Source organism: Roseburia sp. AM16-25 (assembly GCF_003473825.1).
Taxonomy (GTDB): Bacteria; Bacillota; Clostridia; order Lachnospirales; family Lachnospiraceae; genus Pararoseburia; species Pararoseburia lenta.
Genome location: NZ_QUCW01000006.1, coordinates 1 through 14,940 on the forward strand (window position 1 = coordinate 1; position 14,940 = coordinate 14,940).

Annotated in this window: 14 protein-coding genes, 3 tRNA genes and 1 other annotated feature; of the genes, 16 read left to right on the plus strand and 1 reads right to left on the minus strand. The window is 42.4% G+C overall.

Translation table 11 applies throughout. The features are described from left to right. Window positions 1-148 precede the first annotated feature (148 nt). From DW183_RS11615 to DW183_RS11645, 7 genes are all read left to right on the plus strand, one after another. Window positions 149-236, plus strand: a tRNA-Ser gene (locus DW183_RS11615). A gap of 16 nt (window positions 237-252) precedes the next feature. Beyond that, window positions 253-324, plus strand: a tRNA-Glu gene (locus tag DW183_RS11620). Between the two features lie 59 nt (window positions 325-383). Then, window positions 384-454: transfer RNA gene (locus DW183_RS11625), tRNA-Cys, on the plus strand. 94 nt (window positions 455-548) lie between these two features. Continuing rightward, window positions 549-1,703 (plus strand): AraC family transcriptional regulator, encoded by a 1,155-nt coding sequence (locus tag DW183_RS11630; protein ID WP_118282348.1) that lies wholly within the window; start codon window positions 549-551, stop codon window positions 1,701-1,703. A 104-nt stretch (window positions 1,704-1,807) separates the two neighbouring features. Beyond that, window positions 1,808-2,059, plus strand: a complete 252-nt coding sequence (locus tag DW183_RS11635; protein ID WP_118282351.1) for a glycoside hydrolase family 78 protein — start codon at window positions 1,808-1,810, stop codon at window positions 2,057-2,059. 64 nt (window positions 2,060-2,123) lie between these two features. Continuing rightward, window positions 2,124-2,378, plus strand: coding sequence for an alpha-L-rhamnosidase C-terminal domain-containing protein (locus DW183_RS11640; protein WP_158573079.1), 255 nt, complete (start codon window positions 2,124-2,126; stop codon window positions 2,376-2,378). A 258-nt stretch (window positions 2,379-2,636) separates the two neighbouring features. Continuing rightward, on the plus strand, window positions 2,637-4,157 hold the full coding sequence (locus DW183_RS11645; protein WP_158573080.1) for an MFS transporter: 1,521 nt from the start codon (window positions 2,637-2,639) through the stop codon (window positions 4,155-4,157). Between the two features lie 66 nt (window positions 4,158-4,223). On the opposite strand, the gene DW183_RS11650 is transcribed toward DW183_RS11645, so the two are convergent. Further along, the gene (locus DW183_RS11650) at window positions 4,224-5,297 is read right to left on the minus strand and encodes an AraC family transcriptional regulator (protein WP_118282359.1); all 1,074 of its coding nucleotides are present in this window, start codon (window positions 5,295-5,297) and stop codon (window positions 4,224-4,226) included. Window positions 5,298-5,592: 295 nt separating this feature from the next. Further along, window positions 5,593-5,861, plus strand: a binding site (T-box leader). A 115-nt stretch (window positions 5,862-5,976) separates the two neighbouring features. Between DW183_RS11650 and tyrS the strand changes: the two genes are divergently transcribed. From tyrS to metG, 9 genes are all read left to right on the plus strand, one after another. Then, on the plus strand, window positions 5,977-7,197 hold the full coding sequence (tyrS, locus tag DW183_RS11655) for a tyrosine--tRNA ligase (protein ID WP_118282361.1): 1,221 nt from the start codon (window positions 5,977-5,979) through the stop codon (window positions 7,195-7,197). A 24-nt stretch (window positions 7,198-7,221) separates the two neighbouring features. Further along, the gene (locus tag DW183_RS11660; RefSeq protein WP_243069574.1) at window positions 7,222-7,800 is read left to right on the plus strand and encodes a phosphatase PAP2 family protein; all 579 of its coding nucleotides are present in this window, start codon (window positions 7,222-7,224) and stop codon (window positions 7,798-7,800) included. A 313-nt stretch (window positions 7,801-8,113) separates the two neighbouring features. After that, window positions 8,114-8,686: a manganese efflux pump MntP gene (locus DW183_RS11665; RefSeq protein ID WP_118282364.1), complete on the plus strand. Its 573-nt coding sequence runs from the start codon at window positions 8,114-8,116 to the stop codon at window positions 8,684-8,686. A 33-nt stretch (window positions 8,687-8,719) separates the two neighbouring features. After that, window positions 8,720-9,697 (plus strand): calcium/sodium antiporter, encoded by a 978-nt coding sequence (locus DW183_RS11670; RefSeq protein ID WP_118282366.1) that lies wholly within the window; start codon window positions 8,720-8,722, stop codon window positions 9,695-9,697. A 108-nt stretch (window positions 9,698-9,805) separates the two neighbouring features. Next, entirely contained in the window at window positions 9,806-10,252 is a 447-nt protein-coding gene (locus DW183_RS11675) for a cytidine deaminase (protein WP_330416404.1), read from the plus strand. A gap of 60 nt (window positions 10,253-10,312) precedes the next feature. Continuing rightward, the gene (udp, locus tag DW183_RS11680; protein WP_118282369.1) at window positions 10,313-11,104 is read left to right on the plus strand and encodes a uridine phosphorylase; all 792 of its coding nucleotides are present in this window, start codon (window positions 10,313-10,315) and stop codon (window positions 11,102-11,104) included. Window positions 11,105-11,149: 45 nt separating this feature from the next. Beyond that, window positions 11,150-12,340 carry a phosphopentomutase gene (gene deoB / locus DW183_RS11685; RefSeq protein ID WP_118282371.1) on the plus strand — a complete coding sequence of 397 codons (1,191 nt, stop codon included), beginning with the start codon at window positions 11,150-11,152 and terminating at the stop codon, window positions 12,338-12,340. A gap of 87 nt (window positions 12,341-12,427) precedes the next feature. Further along, window positions 12,428-12,892 (plus strand): zinc ribbon domain-containing protein, encoded by a 465-nt coding sequence (locus DW183_RS11690; protein WP_118282373.1) that lies wholly within the window; start codon window positions 12,428-12,430, stop codon window positions 12,890-12,892. Between the two features lie 15 nt (window positions 12,893-12,907). Further along, window positions 12,908-14,875: a methionine--tRNA ligase gene (metG, locus tag DW183_RS11695; protein WP_118282376.1), complete on the plus strand. Its 1,968-nt coding sequence runs from the start codon at window positions 12,908-12,910 to the stop codon at window positions 14,873-14,875. Window positions 14,876-14,940: the final 65 nt, after the last annotated feature.

Here is a 14,940-nt window from a genome sequence, read left to right on the forward strand (position 1 = left end):
GCCAATCTTTTTATTTTTCAAAAGTTGGTGTCACATCATTGACTAATGTACAAGAAAATTGCGAAGAAATGCAATATTTCCGTTGACAAATGGGGATACCTTTAGTAGAATAGTTTGTGCATTGTGAATATTGATTTAGTTCGACTATGGAGAAGTACTCAAGTGGCCGAAGAGGTGCCCCTGCTAAGGGTATAGGTCGGGTAACCGGCGCGAGGGTTCAAATCCCTCCTTCTCCGTTTTCATAATGCATATGGCTCCGTGGTCAAGCGGTTAAGACATCGCCCTTTCACGGCGGTAACACGGGTTCGATTCCCGTCGGAGTCACTTACATCTTGACGGATGTATGACTTTTTTATATAATGCATCATGTTGATGCAAGTTATGGCGCCATAGCCAAGTGGTAAGGCAAAGGTCTGCAACACCTCTATCACCAGTTCAAATCTGGTTGGCGCCTCTGATTTAGCGGTTCACAGTAGTGAGCCGCTTTTGTTTTTCTGTCACAGGAAAAACCTGTGGAATTCCCTAATTTGTAAAGATGAGGAGACCTTATGATAAGCAGAGAAATGATTATATCTTATCTGACAGAATACAGTGCAATCGAAGAAATATTTCGCACATATTATGAACAGGATGGTAAAGTGAATTCTTTTTATGATATGGAAAAAAAATATGCTTTTTTTATGAAGGAAGGTAGCAGATTTCTTCAGAGAAAAAAAGAACTCGATGAAAAATATCCCAAAAAGATTCTTGATCTGGATAATGTAGATTTGGATGCATGGGAAAAAGAAAATGTACAAAAGAATATGGATCACGAAATAAAGAAAAAAAACAGAGTACATTTTCTTCACAAGGAATTTTTTGAAACAGACAAAAACATCTTTATCAATAAACACATTCGATTTTCTCCCGGAGAATTTCACGATCATGAATTTATAGAGATGTGCTACATATATAGGGGAAAGGTTGATCAATTTTTACGCAGTAAAGAAGGAAAAGCAGAAAAAAAGGAGACTTTGAATCAAGGAAACCTGCTGATCATTCCGCCGGGAATGCAGCATAAAGTAAATATTTATGATGACAGTATGATGATCAATATTGTAGTTAATAAATACACTTTTGAGAAGACATTTCTGGGGGATATTCCGCAACAGAGTCTTTTGCATCAGTTTTTCAGTGAGGTACTTTTTTCGCAGGAATCCAATGCATATGTTGTTTTTTCAGGTGGAAATGATGAAGTATTAAGGGACAAGCTACTTGATCTTATGGTAGCTTATCTGAATGAAACTACATACGGAGCAAGAATTTGTGATCATTATCTGAGTATCTTTTTTCTGGAACTTCTAGGTCAGTGTAAAAATGTAAAATTGTCCTCCAGGCTTGGAAAAGAAGGAGAGCAGATGACACAGATTTTATTGTATATCAATCATAACTATGCAAGCATTTCCCTAGAAGAAGTCGCAGAAGAATTTCACTATTCAAAAACTTATCTGAACCGGATTTTTAAAAAACACATGGGTACGACTATTTTAAAACAGATTCAGGATACACGTTTGCAGGAGTCTTGTCTGCTTTTGAAAAATACGAGAATGTCTGTGGAAGATATTGCCCTACATGTCGGATATGAGGATACATCCTATTTTATCGAACTGTTTAAGAAAAAGTATAAAAAGACACCTTTACAATATAGAAATGATATTGATTAGTTTTATATCACCATATTATATGGTATGAAAGACCTCTTTTTTTGTTTTATTTTGCAATCTACAATAAAGAAAAGATTGCTAAAAACAAAATGGGAGGTTTTTTCATGAAGATCAGAGATTTACAGGTAAACCATCTGTCTAAGCCATGCGGAATTGATGGGTCGGATATTACGTTGCGATGGAAACTGGAAGATGGAAGTCAGCAGAGTGCTTTTGAGGTAGAAGTTTACGATGTAAGTGACAAGGAAAACAAAGAGGAGATTGAAGTAAGTAGAAAAATAAGCGGAAGTCAGATGCAATACCATCTGAGTCAAAAAATTCCATATCGGACTACCGGAAAATTGGAATTGCTTTGATGAAAATGGTAATCCAAAGGATTCCTTTAATCATTATTCTTATGGGGCGATTGTCGGCTGGCTGATGGATTGTGCTGCCGGTATTCTTGTAAATGATGGAAAGATCGTGATCGCGCCGCAGCCAGACCAAAGACTTGGTTATTTGCATGCTTCCTATGATTCTCCATATGGAAAGATCACGTCTGACTGGAAATATGAAAAAAACCGTATTGTCTACACCTTTGAGATCCCGGCAAATATGACTGCTACGGTCCGATTGGAAGGCTGCGATCCAGAGACCCTGAAGGCAGGATCTTATGAGAGAGTTGTGTCTTTATAGTTTTGATATACAAATGTATAGTTAATAAATAAGGCAGAACAAAGAGAAAGCCTTATCTCCAACGAATTTGTATAGTAAAGTTGAAAAAATAGCCAGATCAGACAAATTTGTTTACATTTCGTCGAATTTTCCGACATCTGATTTTATAAACTCTTTATAATTTAATCATAAGCCACAGAGATACTGCACAACTTTCTACGAAATAGGAAAGCGCAGTATTGAGAAGTGATAAATGAAAAGAATATGGAGGGTTTGACTATGGCAAACGAGAAAAAAGCCGGCATTTTTAATGCCAGCGCACGTGATGGCGTTCAGTATCGTAAAGCATCCATGCTCGAAATGATACTTGGTAACGCAAATAACGGATGTGGTATCTGCTTTTATTTGCTGATGATGTATGCATCTTACATTGCAAATGCAGGATACGCAATCGTACCGGCAGTTGCAGGTATCATTATTACAGGAACAAGACTTTTTGATGGATTCACAGATGCGCTTTTTGCAGCATTGTTCGAAAAAATGAATCCAAAACATGGAAAGATCCGTATCTTCCTTGTTGTTGGATGGGTGATGGCAGCGCTCGCTGTACTTATGATGTACGACTGGGCATCCGGTAAATACACAGGAACAACTGGTATTGTAGTATTTATCCTTATTTATGTTGTATATATCTGCGGATATACCATCAATGGTATGGCAGGTGGTACCATCGGTATCGTACTTACAAATGATCCTACACAGCGTCCAATGATGGGTGTATTCGGAACATTATATTCTTACCTTGTACCACTTATCTTTAACAACATTGTTACTTTTGCAATCTTACCTAGATATGACAATCAGTACAATGCACCAATGCTGAAAGAAGCTTGCTACTGGTATGTAATCACAGCTGGTATCTTCATGTTACTTGCATGCTTTGCTGTACGCAAGTCTGATAATGCTAAGACATTTGAAGTTATCGGAAAAGATGGTCAGAAGAACCAGACCGTTAAGTTTAAGGACATGGTTGCTATCTTAAAAGACAACAAGCCTTGCCAGATGTATATGCTTACCGGTATTTCTGATAAGTTGGCTCAGCAGGTCGGATCACAGTCTATCATTACAACCATGGCGTCCGGTATCTTGATCGGATCCTATGCAGCAGCAACTATGATCGGTAACTTTACTATGATCGTAGGTATTGTATTTGCCTTTGGTGGTGGTGTATTCGTTGCTAAGATGGGTGCAAAGAAGGCAACAACCGTTTGGTCATGGCTTTCTATTGCAGTAGCAGTGGTTACAGTTGTATTCTGTGCGATCTTAGGACCAACCGGTATGAAGTCCATCGGTGTCTTCGGTGTACCAATGATCATTTATGCATTATTGCAGTTGGCAACAACCGGTACAAAGATGGTTCTTACCACAACCGGTACAGCTATGAGGGCTGATATCGTTGATTACGAATATGCAAGAACAGGTAATTATTTACCAGCCGTTATTTCCGGTGTATACAACTTCATCGATAAGTTAATTACATCACTTGCATCTACCATCGCAGCATTCTGTATTACATTGATCGGATATAAGGATACCGTTCCTCAGATGGGCGATCCTGCAACAAAGGGTGTATTCTGGATGACAATGTTCTTGATGTTCGGTCTTCCAATTCTTGGATGGTTGTGCAACATTGTTGCTATGAGATTCTACAAACTGAACAAAGAAGAAATGGTTGAAGTTCAGAAGAAAGTAGCAGAGATGAAGGCAAAAGCAGAAACTAACGAAAATGCAGAAGCATAAAATACATAAGTCATAAAATAACAGGAGTCGGGACGAAAGTCTCGGCTCCTTTTCCTATGACTGTTTTTATTCCTTTGTCTGGTTCTGTTTGCGGTATTGCATAGGTGTCATTTTATATTTTTCTTTAAAGACTTTATAAAAATGTGTTTGGTTGGTAAAACCCAAGTCTCTGGAAATATCAGCAATAGTCTGGTCAGTATCCAGAAGACGTATGCTGGCTTCCTTCATACAAAAATGCATGCCATAATCAAAAAGGGAAAGTCCCGAGTATTTTTTACAGATGGCATTGAGATAGGTGCCGGAATAACTGAGTGCATCAGACAATTCTTTTCTGGAGATATGTCCGTGGTTTGCCTCTAAAAGTTTGGTGATCTGCTGGAAAAGGCGGTTTTCCGTGTCTGTTCCGATGCGGATAGGAACTGAGTTGTAATAATCCGGGCGGGAGAGATTATAGAGCAGGTCTAAAAAGAGACCTTGTACCCGAATATTGGCATCCGGCGTAGGATCGACCGTGATATGTACGATCTGATCTAAGATGCTGTGCACATGCTTTACCAAAAATGTATGCTCTTTTTTGGGAATCAGATCCAGATAATTCTTATTTGCCGCTTGTCGTTCGTTGATATTGTTATCCAGAAACTGTAAGAATTTGGAGTCCTTTGTCTTATGTCTGCCAAAGATATGCAGGGTCATGCATTCATATAGGTGTTTCAGGAAATTCGATGAGATCTGGACAAATGCAACGCGATAGTAATCGCGATATTCCTCAGTATGCCGCACATTTTTATTGAGGATACAGCAGCTTCCTTTGGTATAGAGATGTCTTTCGTTTTCGATATTCTGATATACCTCCCCATCCAATACGATCATGATCTCATAAAAGTCATGTTTATGAAGATTTCTTCCATCTGGTACCTGCTTAAGTTCCTTCATGGATAGTTCAAAGAAGAAAGTCTCTTTAGGCGAGATTATGGTCAATTTCTGATAATGCTCCGGGTTGTCCGGCTGAATGGAGATCAACATGAGACGGTAAGGATGGTTTAAAACAAATCGTCCTGTATTTGATGAATCATGCTGAATAATAAAATCACTTTGTGCTTCACTGATATCACTTTGTGGATGACCTGTCATAAAAAACATAAATATTACCTCGAATATGTAAAAAAATAATAAAATCACAGTTAAAACTGATATGTTTCTATCACATATAATTATATATGATAGAAATATCCAATACAAGTTGTGTTGAAAGGGGTAAAACAACAATGGGAAAAACAAAAACAAATTCTACCGATAACAACCGGATCAAGGCAATTTCCGTAAATTTTAGATAAAACCCTTCTTGTAAAAGCGGTATGTGCAGTCCTTGGATTGCGCATGCCGTTTTTTACTTGTTGACAAATGAAAACCTGCGCCTGTATAATGAGGAAGATTGATAAATACGTTGATGGAAAAGAGTAGAGATACAGAGATCGGAATCAGAGAAGCGTCGGTTGGTGCGAGACGCAGAAGACGGTATCTTGAATACCTTCCTGAGTAGCAGTCTGAACCTGGATCTATAGTTCAAAAGTAGGATGCGCCGGATTGGCACACGTTATCGTGCTAAGAGTTTCACATGACATTATTTGTTATGAGACTTGATGAGGCAGGTATCGTGAGATATTTGTGAATAAAGGTGGTACCACGAGTTTACTCGTCCTTTATCTTTGGAAGAAGATAGAGGGCGTTTTTTTATTCCTATAAATAACGCTCTGTAACAGATCTTCCACGCATAGAATATAAGAGCAACTTTTGTCAGGTTGCGGAAATGGAGGAAAAAATGACAATTTATGATGAATTGGTTGCTAGGGGACTGATCGCCCAAGTAACAGACGAAGAAGAGATCAAGGAGTTGATCAATAACGGAAAGGCTACATTCTATATTGGATTTGACCCTACCGCAGACAGTCTTCATGTAGGGCATTTTATGGCACTTTGTCTGATGAAGCGCTTGCAGATGGCTGGAAATAAGCCGGTTGTATTGATCGGTGGCGGAACAGCCATGATCGGTGATCCATCCGGAAGAACCGATATGCGTCAGATGATGACAACAGAAACGATCGCACATAACGTAGATTGTTTCAAAAAGCAGATGAGCCGCTTTATCGATTTTTCAGAAGACAAGGCAATTCTGGTAAATAATGCAGACTGGCTGATGGGCTTGAATTACGTTGAGTTGCTGCGTGATGTCGGACCACATTTTTCCGTCAATCGTATGCTTACCGCAGAGTGCTACAAGCAGCGTATGGAGAGAGGACTGAGTTTTCTTGAGTTTAACTACATGATCATGCAGAGTTATGATTTTTACATGTTATTCCAGAAATACGGATGTAATATGCAGTTTGGCGGAGACGATCAGTGGAGCAATATGTTAGGTGGTACAGAACTCATCCGTCGTAAACTTGGAAAAGATGCCTATGCGATGACGATCAATCTTCTTCTTAATTCTGAAGGCAAAAAGATGGGTAAGACCCAGTCAGGTGCCGTTTGGCTTGACCCGAATAAGACATCACCGTTTGAGTTCTACCAGTACTGGCGCAATGTATCCGATCAGGACGTTTTAAAATGCCTGCGTATGCTTACTTTCCTGCCACTTGAGCAGATCGACGAGATGGATAAATGGGAAGGAAGCCAGTTAAATGAAGCTAAGGATATCCTTGCCTATGAACTTACCAAATTGGTGCATGGCGAGGAGGAAGCCGTAAAGGCAAAAGAGGCTTCTAAGGCACTCTTTTCTACCGGAAGTGCTGCAAATATGCCGACGGAGACCATCACAGAGGATATCTTTAAGGATGGCAGTGTTGACATCTTACAACTTCTGATCAGTGCAAATCTTGCCACAAGCCGTAATGAAGCAAGACGTGCGGTAGAGCAGGGCGGTGTTTCTGTCAATGGCGAAAAAGTAACAGATTCACATGCAACTTATGAAAAAGAAGCCTTTGCAGAGGAATTTATCTTGAAAAAGGGCAAGAAGAAATTCTGCAAGGTGGAGTTGGCATAAAATAATTATTCTGGGGGTATACATATGATAGCAACAATGGGAAATGTTTTTTATTTTGACTGGGAATTTGATCTTTTGTATTGGTTTCAGGGACTGCACAATCCGGTCTTAGATAAGATCGTGGTGGCGATCACATCACTTGGTAATGCCGGAATCTTTTGGATTCTGCTTACGATCGCTATGCTGATTTTCTGCAAAGATAAGAAGGTGGCTTGGACATCTGCGCTTGCCCTCTTATTTTCACTGCTGGTGATCAATGTATTTTTAAAAAATACAGTCATGCGGGCAAGACCTTGCTGGATTGATGATTCAGTAACGCTCTTAGTGAAAAATCCAAAGGATTATTCCTTCCCGTCGGGGCATTCTTCTGCCTCTTTTGCATCTGCGGTATCCATTGTCCAGTATGCAAGGTATCGAAAGCAGGGAATTGCAGCAGTGGTTTTGGCGGCGCTGATCGCCATTTCCAGAATGTATGTCTTTGTGCATTTTCCAACAGACGTGCTGACGGGAACCATTCTAGGTATTATTGAGGCAATTCTCGCGGGTATCATTGTACGCTTTATCTATCGCAAGATGGAGGAGAAAAAAACAAAGGTTGCATAGTAGGATTGTATCTATAAAAGTACAATGGATGAGACATGCTTTACATTGACACTTTCTGACATTTCCGATATATTGAAATGGCTATGAGGGAGTAGCTAGCACATAAGAATTGTGTGATTTGTCAACAGACCCGGCAATAGCCTGGCAAATCTTAAATGGTGAGACTCATATGTATATGGTGACTATTACATTTTGTAGTAGCAGATCATATGCATATGGAGTCTCTTTTTTATTCTATAAGATAATCTTTATTTTTATGGACAAGCACACATACAAAAGTTAAAATCCACACACTTTAGAAGAAGGGAGTAATATGGGACTTGTTGAACTCATGTTGATGGGCGTAGGACTTGCTATGGACGCATTTGCCGTGTCTATTTGCAAGGGTCTTGCCATGCGCAAGGTCAACAAAAAGCAATGTTTTGTCATTGCGCTTTTCTTTGGCGGATTTCAGGCGTTGATGCCATTTTTGGGATGGCTCTTGGGAAGTCAGTTCGCAGATAAGATCAGCGCGATCGATCATTGGATTGCATTTGTTTTGCTTGCTTATATTGGCGGCAAGATGATGGCAGAGGCAATCAGGGAAAAGGATGAAGTCGTAGAGATTGATCAGATGGATCCGCCACTTGATATCAAGGAAATGTTCATTTTGGCGATCGCGACCAGTATCGATGCGCTGGCGGTTGGCATTACATTTTCATTTTTGGAAGTCAATATTGTGGAAGCCATTACGATCATAGGTCTGGTAACGGCGGTCATATCTGCGATCGGTGTCTTTGTTGGTAACATTTTTGGAAACAAATACAAGGCGAAAGCAGAACTGGCAGGTGGTCTGATCTTAGTATTACTGGGATTAAAAATTTTGACCGAGCATCTGTTGGGATAAGAGAATGGCAGTATATTTATAGGAGGGAAAGAAATGGCAGTAACAATTTTAAAGGCAGTGGTCGTACTGGTCATTGGTTTTGTATTATTAGTAAAGGGAGCAGATTTCTTTGTTGAAGGTGCTTCATCGGTTGCAAAGATGTTAAAGGTTCCATCACTCATCATCGGTATGACGATCGTTGCAATGGGAACCAGTTTACCGGAGACATCTGTAAGTATTGCGGCATCCATGAACAATCAGAATACACTTGCGGTCAGCAATGTTGTCGGATCCAATATCTTTAATCTGATGGTCGTACTTGGTATCTGTGCAGTGATCTCAAAGTTACAGGTAAGCCGGGATGTCTTAAAAAGAGACTATCCGTTTTCTGTGCTATGTGCCATTCTACTGCTTGTTTGCGGATGCATTGGCATGGAACTGGGGCGTATCGATGGAATTGTCTTCTTGGTCATCTTTGTAGGATTTATCGTAGTTTTGATCAAGAGTGCAATGGATGCAAGAAAGCGTGGAGAAATCTCTGAAAAAGAGCGTGAGATGAACGAAGAGATGAGTGAAATGAAAGAACAGCCCGTCTGGAAATCCATTATCTATATCGTAGGTGGAGCTATTGCTATCAAATATGGCGGCGATTGGGTTGTAGACTCTGCCTCTACCATTGCTACAAGTTTTGGTATCAGTGCAACGCTTGTCGGGCTTACCATCTGTTCCGTTGGAACATCTTTACCGGAACTTGTGACATCCATTGTGGCAGCCAGAAAGAATGAATTGGATATGGCAGTTGGTAATGTCGTTGGATCGAATGTCTTCAATATTCTGATGGTGCTGGGTGTTGCGGCAACCATCAGCCCGATCACTTTCCTTATGGAGAACGTGATCGACATTATCGTGCTTTTAGTATTCTCACTGATCACATGGGTATTTTGCATGACCAAAAAGGAAATCGGCAAAAAGGAAGGCATCATCATGCTGGTTCTGTATGCTATTTATCTTGTCTATATTTGCCTGAGATAAAATATTATTTAACTATTAAAATAGCCGCCTGTGGGCGGCTATTTTGCTTTCTATCATTATAATCATGTTTATTGCAAAAGAGGATATCTTGTTTAAAAATAAGTTATTATGGGATATAATAAGACCATGGAAAGTACAGAGATCATAAGTTTGATAGAGCAAGCCATCGAGGCAAGAAAAAATGCATATACGCCCTATTCCCACTTTGCTGTCGGTGCAGCACTTTTGGGAAAAACTGGCAGGATCTACACAGGATGCAATATTGAAAACGCGGCATACACACCGACAAATTGTGCTGAGCGGACAGCGTTTTTTAAGGCAGTCAGCCAGGGCGAGCACGAATTTTCAGCCATTGCCATTGTGGGTGCCAGGGCAGACATGACTTGTGCGCAGATCTGTCCGCCGTGTGGTGTCTGTCGTCAGGTCATGCGGGAATTTTGCAAGGACGAATTTTTGATCTATCTGGGAAAGCAGACGCCGGAGGGAGAGATCTCTTACCGGACGATGACATTAGGTCAACTTTTACCGGAAAGTTTTGGACCGGATAATTTATAAGATGAACCAAAGGGGACACTCCATATGGCAAAAGGAACGTCCCTAAAAAGGAGGTAACGTATGGTTGATTACACAGAAGGGTCTGGCAAACAGTATCATACCGGAATCGGACCGGAAGACATTGGAAAATATGTGATCCTGCCGGGAGATCCCAAGCGCTGTGCCAAGATCGCTGAACATTTTACGGATGCGCATTTGGTGGCAGATAGTAGAGAATTTGTTACATACACAGGAATGCTGGATGGGGAAAAAGTCAGTGTGACTTCAACCGGGATCGGTGGACCGTCGGCAGCCATCGCCCTTGAGGAATTGTCAAAGGCAGGTGCGCATACCTTTATCCGTGTGGGTACTTGCGGTGGCATGCAGCAGGATGTATGTGGAGGTGACATAGTGATCGCCAGCGGTGCTGTCCGTATGGAAGGGACTAGCCGGGAATATGCACCGATCGAGTATCCGGCAGTAGCGGATGTCGATGTCATGCAGGCCTTGATACAGGCAGCAAAAGAGAAAGAAATCACATATCACGCCGGTGTTGTCCAGTGTAAAGATTCTTTCTTCGGACAGCATGAGCCGGAGGTCATGCCGGTATCCTATGAACTGGAGAATAAGTGGCAGGCATGGCTTCGGATGGGCTGTCTGGCATCCGAGATGGAATCTGCGGCACTCTTTATTGCAGGCAGTTTTCTGCGGGTGCGCGTGGGATCCTGCTTTTTGGTTGTGGCAAATCAGGAGCGTGCCAAGTTGGGACTTTCCAATGCACAGGTACATGATACGGAACTGGCGATTGAGACAGCCGTGGATGCCCTTCGAATCTTAATCCGGGATGACAAGACAGGATTAGAAGTATTGTAAATGCTAAAGATATTAGAGTAGATCAGGAAGAAAGAAGGAATTGTAATGTATCGTTACAAACGTGTTTTTCTCATTGTTATGGATTCACTTGGCATTGGCGCCATGCCGGATTCCGACAAATTCGGTGATTTTGGTGTGGATACTTTAGGACACATTGCAGAGAAGATGGATTCCTTTACCATACCCAATCTCCGGCGGTTTGGCATGGCAAATCTAAAAGCGATGGATAAAGTAGATCCGGTAGAAAGCCCTCTTGCTTACTATGCGCCCCTGCGTGAAAAAAGCAATGGCAAGGACACCATGACCGGACATTGGGAAATGATGGGGATTGAGACGACAAAACCTTTCATTACCTTTACAGAACATGGTTTTCCGCCGGAACTCATCAAGGAGTTGGAGGAGCGTACCGGTCGCCATATCATTGGCAACAAGGCGGCAAGTGGTACGGAAATTCTGGACGAACTGGGTGAGGAAGAGATCGAAAAAGGCCACCTGATCGTATACACATCTGCGGATTCCGTATTGCAGATCTGTGGCAATGAGGAGACCATGGGACTGGAAAATCTCTACCACTACTGCGAGATTGCAAGAGAACTTACCATGAAAGACGAGTGGCGGGTTGGACGTGTGATCGCAAGACCTTATGTTGGAAAGAAAAAGGGTCAATTTGTCCGTACCAGCAACCGGCATGATTATGCCTTGGAACCTACAGGAAAGACCGTTTTGAACAGTCTAAAAGACGCGGGATTTGATGTGATCTCCGTTGGCAAGATCAATGATATTTTTGTCGGTCAGGGTATTACGGAAAGTAACCGGTCCAAGAGCAGTGTGCATGGTATGGAGCAGACCATCGAGATCGCAAAGCGTGATTTTTGCGGGCTATGCTTTGTCAATCTGGTGGATTTTGATGCTCTTTGGGGGCACAGGCGCAATCCGATCGGTTATGGGCAGGAGATCGAGCGGTTTGATGTCAAGTTGGGTCAACTGCTCCCGGTACTCCGGGAGGACGATCTTTTGATCATCACGGCAGACCACGGAAATGATCCGACCTATACCGGGACGGATCATACCAGAGAAAAGGTGCCGTTTCTTGCGTATTCCAAGAAACACAAAGGCAGCGGACCTTTACCGGAAGAAGATACCTTTGCGGTGATCGGCGCGACGATCGCAGACAATTTTTCCCTTGCAATGCCAGAGCATACGATCGGGCACTCAATTCTTGACAGTCTGCGATAATACGTTGAAAAGCGCGCCATAATAATGTTATAATGACAGAATATATCAGTATGACTTTGACAAATTTATCTAAAGGAGGAAAAACAAATGGATTTTTTCAGCAAATTAGGTGATTCTATCGTAAGTGCAACACAGGAAGTCGGCGAAAAGGCAAAGGGCATGACGGATGTTGCAAAGTTACAGTATGAGATGCGTTCAAAGGAAGATTTTTTGAACAAGCAGTATCAGGAGATCGGTAAGATCTTCTATCAGGAGAATAAAGATGCCGCACCAGAGGCATATACCTCACTTTTTGAGGAAGTAGTAGCAGCACAGAAGCGGATCGAGGAGATCAAGGAGCAGATCGCATACACCAAGGGCGGTAAGGCATGCCCGAAGTGTGGCGCCGTTGTAAGTGGTAGCGCTGCTTTCTGTAGCAAGTGTGGTGCAAAGATGGACGATGACATTTTCGAGGATGAAGATGAGGTCGTAACCGAAGAAAAGACAGACGAAGCCGCTGAGGAGGCCGTAGAGACTGTTTCCGGCGAAGTCGTTGAAGAAGATGAAGAGTAGGAGTTAGAAGTTAAAATGTCAAACAAAGGAAAGTATTACATTACTACCGCCATTGCATATACCTCAGGCAAGCCGCATATCGGCAATACCTATGAGATCATCCTGGCGGACAGTATTGCTCGTTTTAAAAGACAGGAAGGATATGATGTATTTTTCCAGACAGGATCAGATGAACACGGACAGAAGATCGAGTTAAAGGCAAAGGAAGCCGGTATCACACCAAAGGAATTTGTAGACAATGTATCTACAGAGATCAAGCGTATCTGGGATCTGATGAATACTTCTTATGACAAGTTCATCCGTACTACGGATGAGGATCACGAGAAGCAGGTAAAGAAGATCTTCAAAAAGTTATACGATCAGGGCGATATTTACAAGGGTGCCTATGAAGGCTTGTATTGTACCCCATGTGAGTCTTTCTGGACAGAATCGCAGTTGGATGAGAATGGCTGCTGTCCGGACTGTGGCAGACCGGTACAGCCGGCAAAGGAAGAAGCCTATTTCTTCAAGATGAGCAAGTATGCCGATCGTCTGATCGAGCATATCAATACACATCCGGAGTTTATTCAGCCGGTATCCCGCAAGAATGAGATGATGAACAACTTCCTCTTGCCGGGACTGCAGGATCTTTGCGTATCCCGTACATCCTTTAGTTGGGGTATTCCGGTAGATTTTGATCCAAAGCATGTCACCTATGTATGGTTAGATGCCCTTACCAACTATATCACCGGTATCGGTTATGACTGCGACGGCAATTCTTCTGACCTTTTCAAAAAGAACTGGCCGGCAGACCTGCATCTGATCGGTAAAGATATCATCCGTTTCCATACCATTTATTGGCCGATCTTTTTGATGGCACTTGACCTGCCGCTTCCAAAGCAGGTATTTGGTCATCCGTGGCTGATCCAGAGCGATGGCAAGATGAGCAAGTCCAAAGGAAATGTGCTTTATGCCGATGAACTTGTAGACTTCTTTGGCGTGGATGCCGTACGTTACTTTGTCCTGCATGAGATGCCATATGACAATGACGGTATTATCTCATGGGAACTTCTGGTTGAGCGTATGAACTCTGACCTTGCAAATACACTTGGAAACCTGGTAAACCGTACCATTTCCATGAGCAATAAATATTTTGACGGTCTTGTTTGTGACAAAGGTGTAAATGAGCCGGTAGATGATGAACTCAAGGCAGTTGTTACTTCTACCGTTTCCCGCGTGGAAGCCAAGATGGAAGATCTTCGTGTGGCAGATGCCATCACAGAAGTTTTCGCACTCTTCAAGCGCTGCAACAAGTATATTGATGAGACAATGCCATGGGCACTTGCCAAGGATGAGACCAAGCAGGATCGTCTGGCAACCGTTCTTTACAATTTGGTAGAGAGTATTTCCATCGGTGCTACCCTGCTTAAGAGTTTCATGCCGGAGACAACCGACCGTATCCTGACACAGTTAAATGCAAAAGAAGTCCCATACGAGGACCTTTCCACCTTTGGTCACTATGTCAGCGGAACCAAGGTGACAGATGCACCGGAGATCCTTTTTGCAAGATTGGATCTGGGCGAGGTCATGACAAAGGTTGCTGAACTCCATCCGCCGGTTGCAGCACCGCAGGAGGAGCCGGAAGAAGATGCAGATGTGATTGATATTGAGCCAAAGGATGAGATCGGTTTTGACGATTTTACCAAGATGCAGTTTCAGGTAGGCGAGATCATCAAGTGTGAGGAAGTGCCAAAGTCTAAGAAGTTGCTTTGCTCACAGGTTCGCATTGGCAGTCAGACCAAGCAGATCGTGTCCGGCATCAAGAAATACTACAGTGCCGAGGAGATGGTCGGAAAGAAGGTCATGGTTCTCGTGAACTTAAAGCCAGCCAAGTTGGCAGGTGTACTTTCCGAGGGAATGTTGCTTTGTGCAGAGGACGCAGAGGGCAATCTGTCACTCATGACACCGGAAAAAGACATGCCGGCAGGCGCAGAGATCTGTTAATCAAACACTATAATCATAACTTCAGGGTCAGGTCGGATTGGTCTGACCCTGCAAGTGTCTATAAG

Bases quoted from the DNA above. Each gene is read 5' to 3' on its own strand.
- DW183_RS11645 (WP_158573080.1), top strand. From the start codon at position 2,637: ATGGCAAACGAGAAAAAAGCCGGCATTTTTAATGCCAGCGCACGTGAT.
- DW183_RS11675 (WP_330416404.1), top strand. From the start codon at position 9,806: ATGGGATATAATAAGACCATGGAAAGTACAGAGATCATAAGTTTGATA.
- DW183_RS11640 (WP_158573079.1), top strand. From the start codon at position 2,124: ATGGATTGTGCTGCCGGTATTCTTGTAAATGATGGAAAGATCGTGATC.
- DW183_RS11670 (WP_118282366.1), top strand. From the start codon at position 8,720: ATGGCAGTAACAATTTTAAAGGCAGTGGTCGTACTGGTCATTGGTTTT.
- udp (WP_118282369.1), top strand. From the start codon at position 10,313: ATGGTTGATTACACAGAAGGGTCTGGCAAACAGTATCATACCGGAATC.
- DW183_RS11660 (WP_243069574.1), top strand. From the start codon at position 7,222: ATGATAGCAACAATGGGAAATGTTTTTTATTTTGACTGGGAATTTGAT.
- tyrS (WP_118282361.1), top strand. From the start codon at position 5,977: ATGACAATTTATGATGAATTGGTTGCTAGGGGACTGATCGCCCAAGTA.
- DW183_RS11630 (WP_118282348.1), top strand. From the start codon at position 549: ATGATAAGCAGAGAAATGATTATATCTTATCTGACAGAATACAGTGCA.
- DW183_RS11650 (WP_118282359.1), bottom strand. From the start codon at position 5,297: ATGTTTTTTATGACAGGTCATCCACAAAGTGATATCAGTGAAGCACAA.
- DW183_RS11690 (WP_118282373.1), top strand. From the start codon at position 12,428: ATGGATTTTTTCAGCAAATTAGGTGATTCTATCGTAAGTGCAACACAG.
- DW183_RS11665 (WP_118282364.1), top strand. From the start codon at position 8,114: ATGGGACTTGTTGAACTCATGTTGATGGGCGTAGGACTTGCTATGGAC.
- deoB (WP_118282371.1), top strand. From the start codon at position 11,150: ATGTATCGTTACAAACGTGTTTTTCTCATTGTTATGGATTCACTTGGC.
- DW183_RS11635 (WP_118282351.1), top strand. From the start codon at position 1,808: ATGAAGATCAGAGATTTACAGGTAAACCATCTGTCTAAGCCATGCGGA.
- metG (WP_118282376.1), top strand. From the start codon at position 12,908: ATGTCAAACAAAGGAAAGTATTACATTACTACCGCCATTGCATATACC.